Annotated in this window: 16 protein-coding genes and 1 pseudogene; 10 read left to right on the top strand and 7 right to left on the bottom strand. The window is 70.9% G+C overall.

Annotation, left to right across the window (positions count from 1 at the left end; translation table 11 throughout):
* The first annotated feature begins 5 nt into the window (after window positions 1-5).
* Genes H4N64_RS19475 through H4N64_RS19455 form a run of 5 tightly spaced genes read left to right on the top strand, consistent with a single transcriptional unit; the run spans window position 6 to window position 4,150 of the window.
* The gene (locus H4N64_RS19475; RefSeq protein WP_186283640.1) at window positions 6-1,346 is read left to right on the top strand and encodes an enolase C-terminal domain-like protein; all 1,341 of its coding nucleotides are present in this window, start codon (window positions 6-8) and stop codon (window positions 1,344-1,346) included.
* On the top strand, window positions 1,343-2,098 hold the full coding sequence (locus H4N64_RS19470; protein WP_186283639.1) for an SDR family NAD(P)-dependent oxidoreductase: 756 nt from the start codon (window positions 1,343-1,345) through the stop codon (window positions 2,096-2,098). The genes H4N64_RS19475 and H4N64_RS19470 overlap by 4 nt, the downstream gene beginning before the upstream one ends.
* Window positions 2,095-3,027 carry an aldo/keto reductase gene (locus H4N64_RS19465; protein WP_186283638.1) on the top strand — a complete coding sequence of 311 codons (933 nt, stop codon included), beginning with the start codon at window positions 2,095-2,097 and terminating at the stop codon, window positions 3,025-3,027. The genes H4N64_RS19470 and H4N64_RS19465 overlap by 4 nt, the downstream gene beginning before the upstream one ends.
* Window positions 3,024-3,338, top strand: a complete 315-nt coding sequence (locus H4N64_RS19460) for an L-rhamnose mutarotase (RefSeq protein WP_186283637.1) — start codon at window positions 3,024-3,026, stop codon at window positions 3,336-3,338. The genes H4N64_RS19465 and H4N64_RS19460 overlap by 4 nt, the downstream gene beginning before the upstream one ends.
* The gene (locus H4N64_RS19455) at window positions 3,335-4,150 is read left to right on the top strand and encodes an amidohydrolase family protein (protein ID WP_186283636.1); all 816 of its coding nucleotides are present in this window, start codon (window positions 3,335-3,337) and stop codon (window positions 4,148-4,150) included. Before H4N64_RS19460 ends, H4N64_RS19455 begins: the two co-directional genes overlap by 4 nt.
* Here H4N64_RS19455 and H4N64_RS19450 read toward each other — a convergent pair.
* On the bottom strand, window positions 4,138-5,562 hold the full coding sequence (locus H4N64_RS19450; RefSeq protein WP_186283635.1) for a lipase maturation factor family protein: 1,425 nt from the start codon (window positions 5,560-5,562) through the stop codon (window positions 4,138-4,140). The genes H4N64_RS19455 and H4N64_RS19450 overlap by 13 nt on opposite strands.
* A gap of 162 nt (window positions 5,563-5,724) precedes the next feature.
* On the opposite strand from H4N64_RS19450, the gene H4N64_RS19445 reads away from it, so the two are divergent.
* From H4N64_RS19445 to H4N64_RS19435, 3 genes are all read left to right on the top strand, one after another.
* Window positions 5,725-7,014, top strand: a complete 1,290-nt coding sequence (locus H4N64_RS19445) for a DUF6777 domain-containing protein (protein WP_186283634.1) — start codon at window positions 5,725-5,727, stop codon at window positions 7,012-7,014.
* Window positions 7,015-7,078: 64 nt separating this feature from the next.
* Window positions 7,079-9,166 carry a SpoIIE family protein phosphatase gene (locus tag H4N64_RS19440; protein WP_186283633.1) on the top strand — a complete coding sequence of 696 codons (2,088 nt, stop codon included), beginning with the start codon at window positions 7,079-7,081 and terminating at the stop codon, window positions 9,164-9,166.
* A 24-nt stretch (window positions 9,167-9,190) separates the two neighbouring features.
* On the top strand, window positions 9,191-10,054 hold the full coding sequence (locus H4N64_RS19435) for an Fpg/Nei family DNA glycosylase (RefSeq protein WP_186283632.1): 864 nt from the start codon (window positions 9,191-9,193) through the stop codon (window positions 10,052-10,054).
* Window positions 10,055-10,101: 47 nt separating this feature from the next.
* On the opposite strand, the gene H4N64_RS19430 is transcribed toward H4N64_RS19435, so the two are convergent.
* From H4N64_RS19430 to H4N64_RS19420, 3 genes are all read right to left on the bottom strand, one after another.
* Complete coding sequence (locus H4N64_RS19430) at window positions 10,102-10,755, bottom strand: zf-HC2 domain-containing protein (protein WP_186283631.1); 654 nt, start codon at window positions 10,753-10,755, stop codon at window positions 10,102-10,104.
* 180 nt (window positions 10,756-10,935) lie between these two features.
* Window positions 10,936-11,451: a hypothetical protein gene (locus H4N64_RS19425; RefSeq protein ID WP_186283630.1), complete on the bottom strand. Its 516-nt coding sequence runs from the start codon at window positions 11,449-11,451 to the stop codon at window positions 10,936-10,938.
* A 135-nt stretch (window positions 11,452-11,586) separates the two neighbouring features.
* Entirely contained in the window at window positions 11,587-12,132 is a 546-nt protein-coding gene (locus tag H4N64_RS19420) for a sigma-70 family RNA polymerase sigma factor (protein ID WP_186283629.1), read from the bottom strand.
* Between the two features lie 211 nt (window positions 12,133-12,343).
* Here H4N64_RS19420 and H4N64_RS19415 point away from each other — a divergent pair, with 211 nt between their 5' ends.
* Window positions 12,344-13,492 (top strand): CapA family protein, encoded by a 1,149-nt coding sequence (locus tag H4N64_RS19415; protein ID WP_186283628.1) that lies wholly within the window; start codon window positions 12,344-12,346, stop codon window positions 13,490-13,492.
* Between the two features lies 1 nt (window position 13,493).
* Here the strand turns inward: H4N64_RS19415 and H4N64_RS19410 are convergent, their stop codons facing one another.
* Entirely contained in the window at window positions 13,494-13,967 is a 474-nt protein-coding gene (locus tag H4N64_RS19410) for a MarR family transcriptional regulator (RefSeq protein WP_186283627.1), read from the bottom strand.
* Window positions 13,968-14,039: 72 nt separating this feature from the next.
* Between H4N64_RS19410 and H4N64_RS19405 the strand changes: the two genes are divergently transcribed.
* Entirely contained in the window at window positions 14,040-14,855 is an 816-nt protein-coding gene (locus H4N64_RS19405; RefSeq protein WP_186283626.1) for an alpha/beta fold hydrolase, read from the top strand.
* On the opposite strand, the pseudogene H4N64_RS19400 reads toward H4N64_RS19405, so the two are convergent.
* Together H4N64_RS19400 and H4N64_RS19395 are read right to left on the bottom strand one after the other, a co-directional pair.
* Window positions 14,852-16,152: pseudogene (locus H4N64_RS19400) on the bottom strand (amino acid permease). The gene H4N64_RS19405 and the pseudogene H4N64_RS19400 sit on opposite strands and share 4 nt — an antisense overlap.
* 62 nt (window positions 16,153-16,214) lie before the next feature.
* A complete protein-coding gene (locus H4N64_RS19395) occupies window positions 16,215-16,676 on the bottom strand; it encodes a universal stress protein (RefSeq protein ID WP_186283625.1) in 462 nt (153 codons plus the stop codon).
* Window positions 16,677-16,720 lie beyond the last annotated feature (44 nt).

The raw sequence follows: 16,720 nt of genomic DNA, 5'->3' as shown, positions 1-16,720 counted from the left end.
ACTCCGTGTCCCCGACCTCTGCCCGCATCACGGCGGTAGACACCCACGACATCCGCTTCCCCACCTCGCGCGAGCTCGACGGCTCCGACGCGATGAACCCGGACCCCGACTACTCGGCGGCCTACGTCGTGCTGCGCACCGACGCGGCCGACGGGCACGAGGGGCACGGATTCACCTTCACCATCGGGCGGGGCAACGAGGTCCAGGTGGCCGCGATCGAGGCGCTGCGCGGGCATGTCGTCGGACGGGACGTCGGTGAACTGTGCGCCGACCCGGGGACGTTGAACCGCGACCTGATCGGCGACAGCCAACTGCGCTGGCTGGGTCCCGAGAAGGGCGTGATGCACATGGCGATCGGGGCGGTCGTCAACGCCGTGTGGGACCTGGCCGCCAAGCGCGCCGCCAAGCCGCTGTGGCGGCTCCTCGCCGACGCCGAACCCGAGTGGATCGTCCGCCAGATCGACTTCCGGTATCTCACCGACGCGCTCACCCCCGAGGAGGCACTGGAGATCCTGCGCCGGGGCCGGGAAGGCGCCGCCGAGCGCACCGGGGCACTCCAGGCCGGCGGCTACCCCGCCTACACCACCTCCGCCGGCTGGCTCGGCTACGACGACGAGAAGCTCGCCCGGCTCGCCGCCGAGGCCGTCGCCGACGGCTTCCATCAGATCAAGCTGAAGGTCGGCGCCGACCTGGACGACGACATACGGCGCTGCCGCGTCGCCCGCTCGGTCGTCGGCCCCGACATCCGCCTCGCGATCGACGCCAACCAGCGCTGGGACGTGGCCGAGGCGATCCGCTGGACCCGGGCGCTCGCCGAGTTCGACCCGTACTGGATCGAGGAGCCCACCAGCCCCGACGACGTCCTCGGCCACGCCGCGATCCGCGAGGCGGTGGCCCCGGTGAAGGTCGCCACCGGCGAACACGTCCACAACCGGGTCGTGTTCAAGCAGATGCTCAAGGCTGGCGCCCTCGACATCGTCCAGATCGACGCGGCCCGCGTCGGCGGCGTCAACGAGAACCTCGCCATCCTGCTGCTCGCGGCCAAGTTCGGTGTGCCGGTCTGCCCGCACGCGGGCGGGGTCGGACTGTGCGAACTCGTCCAGCACCTCTCGATGTTCGACTACGTGGCCGTCACCGGAACCACCGAGAACCGGGTCATCGAGTACGTCGATCATCTGCACCAGCACTTCCTCGACCCGGTGGTGATCCGCGAGGGTCACTACACGGCACCCACCGCGCCGGGCTTCTCGGCGGCCATGCGGCCCGAGTCGATCGCGCGGTACACGTACCCGGACGGCGCCTTCTGGGCCGCCGACCTCGACGGGAAGAAGGGGCAGGCGGCATGAGCGACTTCGCGGGACTCAAGGCGCTGGTGACGGGAGGCGCCTCCGGCATCGGACGGGCCACGGCGGAACTGCTCGCCGAGCGCGGCGCCCAGGTCGCCGTGCTCGATCTGGACCCGTCCTCGGTGGACAAGCCGCTGCTCGCGTACCGCGCCGATGTCACCGACGACACCGAAGTACGGGAAGCGGTCGCCGCCGTCGTCGCCGACCTCGGCGGTCTGGACATACTGATCAACAACGCGGGCATCGGCGCCCAGGGCACCGTCGAGGACAACGACGACGCCGAGTGGCACCGCGTCCTGGACGTCAACGTCGTCGGCATGGTCCGGGCCGCCCGCGCGGCTCTCCCGCACCTGCGGGAGTCGCGGCACGCGGCGATCGTCAATACCTGCTCGATCGCCGCCACCGCGGGCCTGCCGCAACGCGCGCTGTACAGCGCGACCAAGGGCGCCGTGTACTCCCTCACCCTCGCCATGGCCGCCGACCACCTCCGCGAGGGCATCCGCGTCAACTGCGTCAACCCCGGTACGGCGGACACGCCGTGGATCGGCCGTCTGCTCTCCAAGGCCCCCGACCCGGCCGCCGAACGCGCCGCCCTGGAGGCCCGCCAGCCCACCGGACGCCTGGTGTCGGCCGCCGAAGTCGCGGGCGCCATCGCCTACTTGGCGAGTCCGCTGTCCGGCGCCACCACCGGCACCGCCCTCGCCGTCGACGGCGGTATGCAGGGCCTGCGCCTGCGGCCGGTGGACCGGTGACCCGGCTCGGCTTCGGGGCCGGATCCCTCGGCAACCTCTACACCGAGGTCACCGAGGAGCAGGCGTACGAGGCGGTCACCGCCGCCTGGGAGCACGGCATCCGCTACTTCGACACGGCCCCGCACTACGGCCTCGGCCTGTCCGAGCGCCGCCTGGGCGCGGCCCTGCGCGAGCGGCCCCGCGAGGAGTACACGATCTCGACGAAGGTGGGCCGCCGACTGGAGCCGTCGGAGCAGGGCGGCGACGACCTGGCCAACGGCTTCGCCGTCCCCGCCACCCACCGCCGGGTGTGGGACTTCACCGCCGACGGCATTCGGCGCACCCTGGACGCCAGCCTGGAACGGCTCGGCCTCGACCGGGTGGACATCGTCTACCTCCACGACCCCGACGACCACGCCGAAGAGGCCTTCCGCGAGGGCTATCCGGCGCTGGAGAAGCTCCGCTCCGAGGGTGTGGTCGGCGCGATCGGCGCCGGTATGAACCAGGCGGAGATGCTCACCCGCTTCGTCCGCGACACCGACGTCGACGTGGTGCTCTGCGCCGGCCGTTACACCCTGCTGGACCAGAGCGCCCTCACCGAACTGCTGCCCGCCGCCGAGGCGCGGGGCACGCCGGTGGTGATCGGCGGGCCCTTCAACTCCGGTCTGCTGGCGGATCCGAGGCCGGAAGTGACGTACGACTACGCCCGAGCGCCGAGGGAGTTGGTGGACCGCGCCCTGGGCATGAAGGAGATCGCCGAGCGCCACGGCATCACCCTGCGCGCCGCGGCCCTGGCCTTCTGCGCGGCCCATCCGGCGGTCAGCAGCGTCCTGATGGGCGCCCGTTCGGCGGCGGAAGTCCACGACTGCGCCGAACAGTTCGCCACACCGGTACCCGAATCCTTCTGGCAGGAGCTGCGGGAGTCGGGTCTTCTGGAGGAGCCGTCATGAGGGTCGCCCTGCACACCAGGGTCCGCGCGGACCGTATCGCCGCCTACGAGGCCGCCCACCGTGAGGTCCCGCCCGAGCTCACGGACGCCATCAGGGCCGCGGGTGCGAGCGCCTGGACGATCTGGCGCAGCGGAACCGACCTCTTCCACGTCCTGGAGTGCGAGGACTACGCCCGTCTCCTCGCCGAGTTGGAGAAACTCCCGGTCAACGTGGTCTGGCAGGCACGCATGGCCGAGCTGCTGGATGTGGTGCACGACTACTCCGACGAGGGCGCGGACGCCGGCCTGCCCGTCGTATGGGAGCTGCCATGACGGTGGACGCGCACGTGCATGTCTGGGACCTGTCGGTACGGGACCAGGACTGGATCGGGCAGGACAGCCCGATCCGACGCGACTTCACGGCCGCCGACCTCGCACCCGAGGCCCGTGCGGCCGGGGTCGACCAAGTGGTGCTCGTCCAGACCGTCACCGTGCGGGAGGAGACCCCGGAGTTCCTGGCCCTCGCCGCCGATCACGACCTCGTCGCCGGGGTGGTGGGCTGGACCGACCTGACCGGTCCGGGTGTGGGCGAGGAACTGGCCCGCCTGCGCGAACTTCCCGGCGGCGGGTACCTCAGGGGCATCCGCCACCAGGTCCAGGGGGAGCCGGACCCGGAGTGGCTGCTGCGGGCGGACGTCCGCCGAGGCCTTGCCGCCGTCGCCGAGGCGGGGCTGGTGTACGACCTCGTGGTCCTGCCCCACCAGCTCCCCGCCTGCGCCAAGGCCGCCGCCTCCCTGCCCGGACTCACCTTCGTCCTCGACCACTTGGGCAAACCACCCGTCGCCTCGGGGGCCCTCGAACCCTGGGCCACCGACCTCCGCGCCCTCGCCGCGCTGCCCAACACCGTCTGCAAACTCTCCGGCCTGCTCACCGAAGCCGACCCCGCCTCCTGGACCGTCGACGACCTGCGCCCGTACGCCGACACCGTGCTCGACGCCTTCGGCCCGGACCGGCTGATGTTCGGCTCGGACTGGCCGGTGTGCACACAGGTCTCCCCGTACGGTGAAGTCCTCGACATCACCCGGGAGTTGGCCGACGCGGACGAGATCTTCCACGGCACCGCCCGCCGCGTCTACAACCTCTGAGACACCCCCGCCAGCCGCGTGGGCGGCATGTACTCCCGTACATACGTCCGCTTCCAGCACGCGCCCGTCTCCCGCAGCTCGTGCCAGGTCGTGTAGCGGTAGCGGAAGAGACGGGCGCGGACGTAGCGGGGCGGCGTTTCGGGCGGGAAGGGGGAGCGGCGCAGGAGTTTGAGGGTGGCCGGGTCGTTCTCCAGGAGGCGTTCCACCAGGGCGCCGAACCAGGAGCCGGCGTACGCGGGGGACAGCGCGGCGAACCACATCAGCCAGTCCAGCCGGAGGTGGTAGGGCGCGAACTGCCGTGGCCAGCGCCGGGGATCGCCGGGCTTGCCCTTGAACTCGTACTCCCGCCAGTCGGAGTCCTCGCGCGGTACGTCCTCGTCCGTGCCCTCGATCACGACTTCGTAGCGGACCCGGCTGACGCTGCCGAACGCGCCGTAGGTGTTGACCAGATGGAGCGGGTCGAAGGAGCGGTTCATGACCTGGCGGCGGGAGATCATGTTGCGGACCGGGCGGTAGCTGAGGGCCAGCAGCAGCGCGGAGACGGCGAGGACCACGGCCTGGTACCACACGGGCGCGTCCGGCACCGCCGAGGGCGCGCTGTCCGGGAGCCTGAGCGCCGACAGCGCCAGCACGATGGTGATCCAGTTCAGCCAGGAGAAGTTGCCCGACAGCACCAGCCACAGCTGGGTGAGGATCATCAGGGAAGCGGCGGCCGTGGCGACGGGCTGCGGGGTGAACAGCAGGAACGGCACGACGAGTTGGGTGAAGTGGTTGGCGGCCACCTCGACACGGTGCAGCGGCCGGGGGAGATGGTGGAAGAACCAGCTCAGCGGTCCTGGCATCGGCTGGGTCTCATGGTGGTGATAGAGGCAGGTGAGCTTCCGCCAGCACTCGTCGCCCCGCATCTTGATCAGACCCGCCCCGAACTCGACGCGGAACAGGATCCAGCGCAGCAGGAACAGCACGACGATCGGCGGGGCCACCTCGTCGTTGCCGAGGAGGACGGCGAGGAAGCCCACCTCCAGCAGCAGGGACTCCCAGCCGAAGGAGTACCAGGTCTGACCGACGTTGACGATCGACAGATACAGCGCCCAGGGCACCAGCCACAGCAGCATGGCGCCCCACAGCGGAAGCAGCCCGTCGAGCCCCGCGAGCAGCGCCGCCGACACCGCGCAGCCCGACCAGGCGCATACCGCGAACAGACGGTCCGAGTATCGGAAGTGGAACAGGCTCGGCGCCGCCTTGAACGGCACCCGTGCCACGTAGCGCGGGACGGGCAGCATGCCGCGCTCGCCGATCAGCGCGCGGAACTGGAGCGCCGCCGTCAGGAACGCGACGAGGTACACCCCGGCCAGGGCCCGCTGGAAGACCAGCCGGCTCAGCCAGTACTCGGGTGCGGTGAACCACTCCACGGCCTGCGCTCCTTCGTCCATTGTCCTGCCGGAAGCCGCTTGTGCCGCTGTCAGCCTCCGCCGCCAGGTCACTCTGTGTACATAGCCCCTCCGGTTGCGTAACCCATGTGGGTGAAGCAGACAATTGGTGCCGAACTGCTGGATAAGAGGCGGGAGAGTGTGGTGCGAACCTCCACTGGAACCCTGGTCGCGGCCGGCGCGCTCGCCACCGCGCTGCTGGTCACCGGCTGCGGCTCGGAGAGCGACAAGGACACGGCGGCGAGCGGGGAGGTCTTCCTCCAGCCGGTGGCGCCACAGGGACCCGATCCCTTCACGGACTCCACAGCCACATCGACGGCTACTCCGCCGCCCGTCACCCGAACGCCGCAGTCCACCCAGACCTCCGGCGGTGTGCGTTCCTACTCCGGGTCCACGCCCGGCCTCTACAGCGGCACCGAACGCGTCGGCAGCTGCGATGTGAACCGGCAGATCGGCTACTTGACCGCCGACCAGGGCAAGGCACGCGCCTTCGCCGGGGCCGTCGGCGTCTCCCCGGCCGGGATCCCGGACTATCTGCGCGGCCTCGCCCCGGTCGTGCTGCGCGCCGACACCCGGGTCACCAACCACGGGTACCGCGACGGGCGGGCGACCACCTACCAGTCCGTCCTCCAGGCGGGCACCGCCGTCCTCGTCGACAACCGGGGTGTGCCGAGGGTGCGCTGCGCCTGCGGCAACCCGCTCAAGCCGCCCGTGGCGAAGCAGGGCAGCCCCGCGACCAGCGGCCGCGCGTGGGCCGGTTATCGGCCGACCCAGGTCATCGTGGTGACTCCGGCGCCCCAGGTGATCACCAACATCACGATCATCAACATCGTCGACCACACCTGGATCGAACGGCGGATCTGGCACGAGGTCCATCACGACCGGCCCGTGCCCCGGCCGAAACCGCTGAAGCCGACGCCGACACCCAGTAAGCCGACCTCGACGCCGAGCACCCCGAGTCCGGACGACGAGCACACCGAGCCCTTCGACGAGCGCACCGAGCCGTCCGACGAGCGCACGGGCTCCACCACGCCCGAGGGCACGCCGACCGACTGTGTGACCCCCACCGTCACCGTCACGCCCGGCGTCACCGAGGACGCCGCTTCGCCCGAGGTGCCCTCCCCGGCCGGGCCGACCGACTGCCCCACGGCCACCGTCACGGCCACCCCGCCGGCGGCCGAGCCGCAGATCCCGCTCGTGCCCACGGAGGAGGACACCGCCATCGAGCCCACGCCGCCCGACTTCGGCGGCACCGTGCCCGACGAGCCGGAGACCTCCCCGGACTCCTCGGACGAGATCGGCCCCCAGACCGTGCCGGACACGCCCGACGTGCCCGACGGCGGCGGACTGATCCCCGACGACCCCGAGGACCCCGAGGATCAGTCCGCCTCCGGCAGCATTTTCGGCAGCCCGACGGATGTCTTCGGCAGCTGACGGGGCGCTCCCCGGCCAACCGTTCCCAGTCGAAGAATCGGATAATTCCTGGCAAGGTGGGCCCATGGTTGATCGGGGAGCGAGCGCCCTGTCACTCCCGGACGACTGGCCCGCCCACCCGGAGCCGATCCTGGCGCTCAACCGCATGGGCAGCTTCGACTGGGACCTGGACAGCGGTCTGTTCCATATGGACGCCCAGGCCCACGAGGTCTTTGACCTGCGCCCCGGCGAATTCGACGGCCACCCCGAGAGCCTCGCCGTCCGGGTGCCGCGCACGGAGGGGTACCGCCTCGACACCCTGGTCGCCCAGGCGATGAAGGACGGCAGCGAGAACTACGGCGCCTACTTCCGCATCCGCCGCCGCGACGGCAGCCTGCGCTGGACCCACACCCAGGGCTACATCCGGCGCGACGAGACGGGCCGCCCGCGCCGCATCATCGGCATCGTCCGGGACGCCACCCAGGAGCTGAGCGAGAGCGCGGCACGCCGTGACCGGGCCGAGGCGGCCGAGGCCCGCCGCCAGCAGACCAACGTCGTGGAGCTGACCACCGCCGCGCTGGCACACGCCCGCACGGTGCAGGACGTCATCGACGTACTGAAGGACACCCACGGCCTCACCCATCTGGGCGCCACCAGCCTGGTCATGGGACTGGTCGAGGCGGGCCGCATCCGGCTGATCGCCGAGGGCCCGGCGGGCAGCTTCGTCCCCGGCACCCGGGTCACCGGCATCGACGAGCCGTACCCGATGAGCGAGGTCGTACGGACCCTCACCCCGCGGTTCATCGAGTCACCGGAGGAGTTCGCGGACGGCTACCCCATCCTGTGGCCGCACATCACCGATCTGGACATCACCTCGGCCGCCTATCTGCCGCTGATCGCCCAGGCCCGGCCGATCGGCGCGATGGGCCTGCTCTACAGCGACCGGCGCGGCTTCTCCTCCGAGGAGCGCAACGTCCTGGTCGCCCTCGGCAGCAGCATCGCCCAGAGCCTGCAGCGGGCCATGTTCTACGAGCAGGAGAAGGACCTGGCCACCGGCCTCCAGCAGGCCATGCTGCCGCGCACCATCCCCAGCGTCCCCGGCGCCGATGTCGCCGTCCGCTACCGGGCCGGCACCGCCGCGGGCACCCTCGGCCGGGACATCGGCGGCGACTGGTACGACCTGATCCCGCTGCCGGGCGGACGGGTCGGCGCGGTCATCGGCGACGTCCAGGGCCATGACACCCACGCCGCCGCCGTGATGGGCCAACTCCGTATCGTCCTGCGCGCCTACGCCGCCGAGGGACACACCCCGGCGACGGTGATGGCCCGCGCCTCCGTCTTCCTCCACGAGCTGGACACCGACCGGTTCGCGACCTGTCTGTACGCCGAGGCCGACCTGTCCACCGGAGTGGTGCAGGCGGTGCGCGCCGGGCACATCGACCCGCTTTTACGACAGCCCGACGGCACCTGCCGGCGAGTGGCCGTGGAGGGCGGTCTGCCGCTCGGTCTGTCCGCCGAGTTCGGGCGCCTGGAGTACCCGGTGCGCACCCTCGAACTCGACCCCGGGCACACCCTGCTGCTGTGCACCGACGGTCTGGTGGAACAGCCCGGCTTCGACCTCGACGAAGGCATGCAGACGCTCACGGCGCTGGTCTCCGACGGCCCGGACGACGTGCGCAAACTCGCCGACCGGCTGATCGATATGGCCGAGGAGCGGGGCGGTGACGACGACGTGGCCCTGCTTCTGCTGCGCCGCCGGGGCCTGGCCGCCCCGCAGGCCGGCGGACGGCTCCAGCAGCATGTGGCGCCGGGCGACCCCGATGCCCTCACCCAGGCCCGGCACATGATCCGCGCCGCCGTGCGCGCCTGGGGCTCGGGCGAGCGGGCCGACGAGATCGAACTGGTCGCCGACGAGCTGATCACCAACGCCCTGATGCACACCGAGGGCTCCGCGATCGTGACCCTGCGGGTTCTCACCGGCACCGACCGGCGGCTGCGCGTGGAGGTCGAGGACTCCTCCAGCGCCCTGCCCCGGCGCCGCGAGGCGGGCGACGACGGGGTGTCCGGGCGGGGGCTGCTCCTGGTCGAGCTGCTCACCGACGTGTGGGGAGTGGAGGCGCGCGGCGGCGGCAAGTGCGTGTGGTGCGAGTTCGTGGTCCCGGAGCGGCACTGAGCCGCCCGGTGGCACTCTGGACCTATGCCGGAACTTCCCGAGGTGGAAGCGCTCAAGGACTTCCTCACCGAGCACCTGGTCGGCCACGAGATCGTCCGGGTGCTGCCCGTGGCGATCAGCGTCCTGAAGACGTACGACCCACCCCTGGCCGCCGTCGAGGGCCACGAGGTCACCGCGGTGCACCGGCACGGCAAGTTCCTGGACCTGGAGACGGCGGACGGCCCCCGCCTGATCACCCACCTCGCCCGCGCGGGCTGGCTGCACTGGAAGGACCGCCTCCCCGACGGCCCACCCAGACCCGGCAAGGGCCCGCTGGCCCTGAGGGTGGCCCTGGAGACCGGCGAGGGCTTCGACCTGACGGAGGCGGGTACGCAAAAGCGCCTTGCGGTCTACGTCGTGAAGGACCCGCAGGAGGTTCCCGGCATCGCCCGCCTGGGCCCGGACCCGCTGGCCGACGACTTCGACGAGGCCCGCCTGGCGGCCCTCCTGAAGGACGAGCGCCGCCAGATCAAGGGAGCCCTGCGAGACCAGTCCCTGATCGCCGGGGTCGGAAACGCCTACAGCGACGAGATCCTGCACGCGGCGCAGATGTCCCCCTTCAAGCTGGCCGCGAAGCTGACCCCGGAGGAGACGAGCACCCTCTACCAGGCCCTGCGCACGACATTGACGGAAGCGGTGGACCGTTCCCGGGGCCTGGCGGCGGGCCGTCTGAAGGCAGAGAAGAAGAGCGGCCTACGCGTCCACGGCCGCACCGGCGAACCCTGCCCGGTCTGCGGCGACACCATCCGCGAGGTCTCCTTCAGCGACTCCTCCCTGCAGTACTGCCCCACCTGCCAGACGGGCGGCAAGCCGCTCGCGGACCGGAGGATGTCGCGGCTGCTGAAGTAGCCCTGGTGAACCGCCCGGCCTGATCGCTGAGCCCCTGAGTCAGCCGGTCAGCTCGGTCCCAGTGTCACCAGGTGTTCGCCGGCGGCCGTGCGGACCTCGTAGTGGTCGATTTCGTCGGCGTGGAAGGCCGCGGCGCCCATCATCGTGTTCTCGCGGGCGTCGTGGTGGGCCACCGTCCAGCTGGTGATCATCTGTTCCGAGCCGTCGCGGCCGATGGCGATCAGGCGGCAGGCGCGGGGGCCGGCGCCGTCCTTGACCTTCAGTTCGACCTGGGTGCCCCAGGGCTCGTTCTCGGCCGTCACCTGGGCCCAGACTCCGGAGCGTTCGTCGGTGGCCTCGATCCGTCGCGCCGTCGAGTCGCCGTCCTTGGCCATCATCGCGATCCCCGGTGCGGCCAGCGCCACCGCAGCCGACGCGGCCAGGCCGAACAGCAGGCGCCTGCGGCCCGTACGGTTGCGCACCGCCACCTCGCCCAGCAGCCGGTCCAGCAGCCGGGGGCCGGGTTTGGCCATCGGGTGCACGAAGCGGGGAGTTGCCCGCCGGTACAGCATCAACTGCCGTGTCGCAGGCCCGAATTCCGTCACGTGTGCCGCGCAACTGGGGCACTCCATGAGGTGATCCTCGAAGCGGAAGGCGTCCGCCTCGTCCAGCACGCCGAGCGCGTACGCGGCGACGTCGCGATGCCTCTCCAGGGACCTCATGCGGAATCCTCGTGCCGTTGGGTGCGGGGTGGGTTACTCCTTGCTCCCACCCGTACGCACCGGACAGCCGAATCACTCAAGCCCCACACAGAATCGCAACCAAGTGATTCGGAGCGGCCGTGGCGGCGGATTGGTCCCGTACCGGAAAAGTTTCCGGACAGCCCCGCCGGACACGTGCGCCTAGAACAGGTGGATCGCCAAGTGCCCCAGCGGCAGCCCCAGCTGCCACGCCGGCGTCCACACCTTCGGCCCCTCGTCCTCGCTCCCCAACGCGCCGCCGCCCGGCACCGCGTTCAGATCCGGCGCGAGCAGCTCGGTCTCCTCCAGCCAGCGCCAGGCCGCCTCGGCGAGGTCCAGATCGGGCGCGGGGGCGCCGGAGCCGATGGCCTCGGCGGCCAGCTTCGCCATGCGTTCGCGCACCCAGTCCTGCCACGGCTGGTCGTACGCCGTCAGCGACAGCCAGGTGTCGAGCTGGGAGACGACCCGGATGCCGTTGAGTTCACCCCCGGTGTCGGACAGGAAGATCGTCAGCGCCAGCGCGTCCCGCCCGGCGCGGAACTCGAAGGACGTCGGCGGCATCAGATCGCCGGTCCGCAGCAGTTCGTCGGCGATGTACTCGGCGTACAACCACGCCATGGGGACGGTCAGTTCACCGCCGCCGGTGCCGTCCGTGCTCTCTTGGCCTCTGTGCAGCATCCCTTCCTGCCTTCCTCCGGTGCGTACGCGTCGCCCGATCCGGGGTCCCAGTCCGGAACACGGATGAAGACAGCCGATTACTCAACCATGGTCCACGGCAAGGCGCTTTACGGAGGTTTGACCCGACCGTCGGTTTCACCGCAGGTCGGCCGCGTATCCCGGAAGCACCCGGCGCAGGGCGCGCAGCGCGTAGTACGCGCGGGACTTCACGGTACCGGGCGGGATGCCGAGGGTCTGCGCAGCTTCCGCCACACTGGCCCCCTGGAAGTACACCAGCACCAGGACTTCACGGTGCTCCGGAGTGAGTGTCTTCACAGCCTTGCGCACATCGAGGGTCGCGGCCGCTCGTTCGGCATGATCGGCGCACACCCGAGCGTTCTCCAGGATCGCGTCGCCCACCTCGGCAGGCCGCGCCTGCCGGGCCCGCCGCGCGTCGATCGCGAGCCGCCGGCCGACGGTGAGCAGCCAGGGCCGTACGGAGTCGAAGTCGTCGGCGCGCAGGGCCTCGGGATGCTGCCAGGCCCGGACCAGGGTCTCCTGCACCAGATCCTCGGCGCGCTGCCGGTCTCCGTCGCAGAGCCTGAGCAGCAGCGCGAAGAGAGGCCGGCCGTGCTCGCGCTGCAGTGCGGCGAGCTCGTGCTCGGCGGTCGTCCCGTTCATCACAGTGGTTCCGGCCGTCATGGCCGTATGGCATCGCAGGGCGCCGTTCGAGGACAGGCCGCGCACACGGGTCTGCGACGGACGGTCGATCGCGTCGACGAACGGTTCGACGAACGGTCTCGGCCACCGTTCGCGTGGGGCCGGACGGGCTAATGGGCGTGTCGGAACCGGTTCCTGATGTGTGCGGATTCTTACCTATTGATGTGTAAATACGACTACATCGGGGTGAGTGATGATCGCACGCAGTCGACAGGTGGCCCTGGTCCTCACGGTCCTCCTCGCCGCGGGTGCGGCCTGTCAGGCCGACCGGCACGAGTCCCCGGGACGCCCCGCCCCGTCCGCCACCGGCTCCGGCGGCTTCACCCTCGTCGCCTCCGGCGACGTCCTCCCGCACAGCTCGATCATCGACCGCGCCCGGTTCGACGCGGGCGGCCAGGGCTATGACTTCCGCCCCATGTTCGCCGGGGTGAAACCCCTCGTCAGCCGCGCCGACCTGGCCCTGTGTCACATGGAGACCGTCTACGGCGAGTACGGCGACTACACCGGCTACCCCGCCTTCAAGTCCCCGCCCGAGGCCGCCGCGGGCCTCGCCGCCACCGGCTACGACGGCTGCTCCACCGCCTCCAACCACAGCCTCGACGACGGCGCCGACGGTATCCGCCGCACCCTGGACGCCCTCGACCGGGCGGGCGTACGGCACGCCGGGACCGCCCGCGCGGAGGCCGAGGCACGCGCGGTCACCGTGCTGCGCGCGGGCCAGGCGCAGGTGGCGCACCTCGCCTACACCTACGACACCAACGGCTACCCGCTCCCGCCCGGGCAGCCCTGGGCCGTCAATCTGATCGACGAGGGCCGGATCCTCGCCGACGCCCGGGCCGCCCGCCGGGCGGGCGCCGACGTGGTCGTCGTATCGCTGCACTGGGGCACCGAATGGCAGGACGAGCCCGACGAGCGGCAGCTGACGCTGGCCCGTTCGCTGACCGCCGCACGTACCGGTGACCGCCCCGCCGTCGACCTGATCCTCGGCACCCACGCGCATGTCCCGCAGGCCTACGAGAAGGTCAACGGCACCTGGGTGATCTACGGCATGGGTGACCAGATCGCCGGTCAGATGTACAACCACGAGGGCAGCCCCGACCCGCGCGGGAACCAGTCCACGATCGGCCGCTTCACCTTCGCCCCGCCGGGGCGTCCCGGCGGGCGCTGGAAGGTGACCAAGGCCGAATTCGTCCCCCAGCTGTTCGACATCGACGCCGGGCGGGCCGTCAACCTCAACCAGGCCCTCGAACAGGGCGCCGACGTCCAGGGCGTGCGGGACCGGATCCGGGACGTGGTGTTCAGCCGGGGTGCCCAGCAGGACGGGCTGGTGATGGGGGAGTAGATCAGTCCATGTCCACGTGGTCGAAGGTCTTCAGCATCTCCTTCAGTACTCGCTTGCACGCCCGCAGTTCGGCCTCGGTCAGCTCGCCGCCGACCTGCCGGTTCAGGGCGTGCTCGCGCGCGAGGATCGCGTCGATCAGCGCCTCGCCCGTGGCCGTGATCCGGATCAGCGAGGAGCGCTGGTGGGCAGGGTTGGGCGTGACCTCGGCCCAGCCCCCGGCCACCGCGTCGTTGACCATGCGCTGCACGAACTGCCGGGTCAGCGCCATGATCCGGCCCATCTGAGGCACTGTCATGGCCCCGTACCTGCGCAGCAGCACCAGGACGGAGCGCACACCGACGGAGACCCCCTCGACCTGTTCGCCCTGCTCGATCTTGCGCAGACCGCGGCGGTAGAGCGCGCCGATCAGATCGAACACCTCGGAGACGTGGTGGCCGAGTTCGTCGGGGGGAAGTGGGGCGTCGTTGTCGTTCACCGGGACATCATGCACCGACCCATGATGACAACTGGGTTGTCAAACCGACCAGAAGATGACACCTTAGTTGTCATGACTGTTGCTTCGGACCTTCGCTTCTTCCCGTCCGCCGACGGTGACCTCGCCTACCTCGACACCGGCTCCGGGGACCCGGTGGTCCTCCTGCACTGCGGATTCGTCGACCACCGGTTCTGGGCGGACCAGATACCGGCCCTCGCCGCCGGGTACCGGGTGATCGCGCCGGACGTACGCGGCCACGGGTTCTCGGCCAACGCGAGCGAGCCGTTCCGCTGGGCCGACGACCTCGCCGGCCTGCTGCGCCACCTCGACGTGGGGCCCGCGGTCCTGGTCGGCGTGTCGATGGGCGGGGTGATCGCCACGGACACGGTGCTGGAGCACCCGGAACTCGTCCGCGCCGTGGTCACCTGCGGTGCCGCGACCGGCGACCACCAGTACCAGGATCCCTGGACCCAGGAGATCCAGGCCGAGTACGCGCGCACCCTGGGCGCCGGCGACATCGAGGGCTGGCTCGCCGCCTTCCTGCGGGTCGTCCCGGGCGAACACCGGAGCGCAGCGGACATCGACCCGGACATCCTGAACCGGCTCAGGGAGTTGGCCCTGCACACCATCTCCAAGCACACGCCCGGCGAGAAGGACTGGCATGTACGGGTGACCGACTCCTGGCCCCGGCTGGCGAAGATCGACGTGCCCGTGCTCGCGCTGAACGGCACCCTCGAACCCGCCGACATGCTCGACGCGGCCGAGCGTCTCGCCCAGGCGGTCCCGCACGGGCGGACACGGACCATCGAAGGAGTCGGCCACTACCTGAATATGGAGAAGCCCGACGACTTCAACCGCGTCGTGCTGGACTTCCTGCGCTCCCTCTAACGCCTCGCCAGCGCCGACTTCCGGTACGAGTAGCCGAAGTAGATCACCAGCCCCAGCGCGAACCACACGGCGAACCGCACCCAGGTCTGCCACTGGAGGAAGGTGATCAGCCAGATGGAGAAGACGACTCCGACGGCCGGCACGAACGGCATCCACGGCGTACGGAAGGTCCGTGGCAGCTCCGGCTGCCGGTAGCGCAGCACGATCACCGCCACGCACACCACCACGAACGCCAACAGGATCCCGATGTTGGTGAGTTCGGCCGCCTCGCCGATCGGCAGGAATCCGGCGATGGCGGCCGACGCCACCCCCGCGATCCAGGTGACGCGGGTCGGCACATGCCGCGTCGGGTGGGTCTTCGCGAACCAGGCGGGCAGCAGCCCGTCCCGGGACATGGAGAACCAGACCCGGGTGACGCCGAGCATGAAGGTGAACATCACCGTGAGGATGCCGATGATGGCGCCCACCGCGATCACGTCGGCGAGTCCGCCGAGGCCCACCGAGTTGAACGCCGTGGAGAATCCGCTCTCCTTGTCGATGTCCCGGTAGTCCTGCATGCCCGTCAGCACCAGACAGGCGGCCGTCGACATGGCGTCGTAGCCGAAGACCGCGAAGAACACCGTCGCCGCCCCGGTGAACGCGCCGCCGACGCCGTACGGGAAGAAGGGGTCGTAGTTCGCGGTGGCGATGTGGAACACGCCGACCGCGATGACCAGCAGGACGACCAGGACCTTGAGGATCACCACCACCGTCTCGAAGCGGGCCGCGTTCTTGATGCCCAGGTTCAGCAGGTAGGCGATGAGCAGGCACAGGACGGCCGCGAAGAGGTCGACCCGGTGGCCGTCGCCGGTGCCGGGCGCGCCCAGCATCCAGTCGGGCAGCGTGGCGTCCATGTCCTCGATCAGGAAGCTGAAGTAGCCGGAGATGCCGATCGCGACCACCGCCACGATCGCCGTGTACTCCAGCAGCAGATCCCAGCCGATGAACCAGCCCGCGAGCTCGCCGAGCACCGCGTAGCCGTAGGTGTACGCGGACCCGGCCTTCGGGATGAGGCCCGCGAACTCGGCGTACGACAGCGTGGCCGCCGCGCTCGCCACACCGGCGATCAGGAAGGACACCAGCACCGCGGGGCCCGCCGTGCCGTTGGCCACCGTGCCCGCCAAGGTGAATTCCCGGCGTCGATGATGCCGCCCACCCCGATCGCGGTGAGCTGCCACAGCCCCAGCGAGCGATCCAGCCGGGTGCCCTCGCCGACCTCCGTCTCCTCGATGTGCTCGATGGGTTTGCGGCGGAGAATGCCCTCGCCCGCCCGGCTCCAGGGACGCCGGAGGCGGAAGAGACCTCGCGTGCCCGAATTCCCTAGGGCACCACGGTCACCGGCCAGCGCCCGGCCTTGACCAGCCGGATTGCCACCGAGCCGACGATCCGGTGGCCGGCCTGCTCCGAGGCGCCGACCACCACGGCGTCCGCCTTGAGGTCGTCGGCCGCCTTCACCAGGCCGCCGTACGGGTCGCCGCGGAAGGTGTGGAACTCCCAGCGCACATCGAATATCCCCTTCGTGCGCTCCGTCGCCTCCCGGATCTGTGCCACCAGATCCTCCGCGATCTCGTCGGTCACCTCGGCGACCGGCGCCCCGACCGCCGCGCCCGCCGACATCACCGGCTGTACGTACACCACCGCGAGCAGGGCGTGCTGGCGCCGGGCGAGTCCACCCGCGTAGGCCGCCGCCCTGAGTGAGGAGTCGGAGCCGTCCACCCCGACCACGATGACCTTCGGCCCGTCCGTGCCCCGCTCGAAGCGGTGCGCGTGCTGTTCCGTCACGGCGCCGAGGCTATCGGAACCCCCAGGTCCCGCCGGTGCGGGGA

Origin of the sequence: Streptomyces cupreus (assembly GCF_014257025.1) — a bacterium.
GTDB lineage: Bacteria > Actinomycetota > Actinomycetes > Streptomycetales > Streptomycetaceae > Streptomyces > Streptomyces cupreus.
Note: the sequence above shows the minus strand (reverse complement) of the source record. Positions and strands in the feature narration are given on the sequence as shown.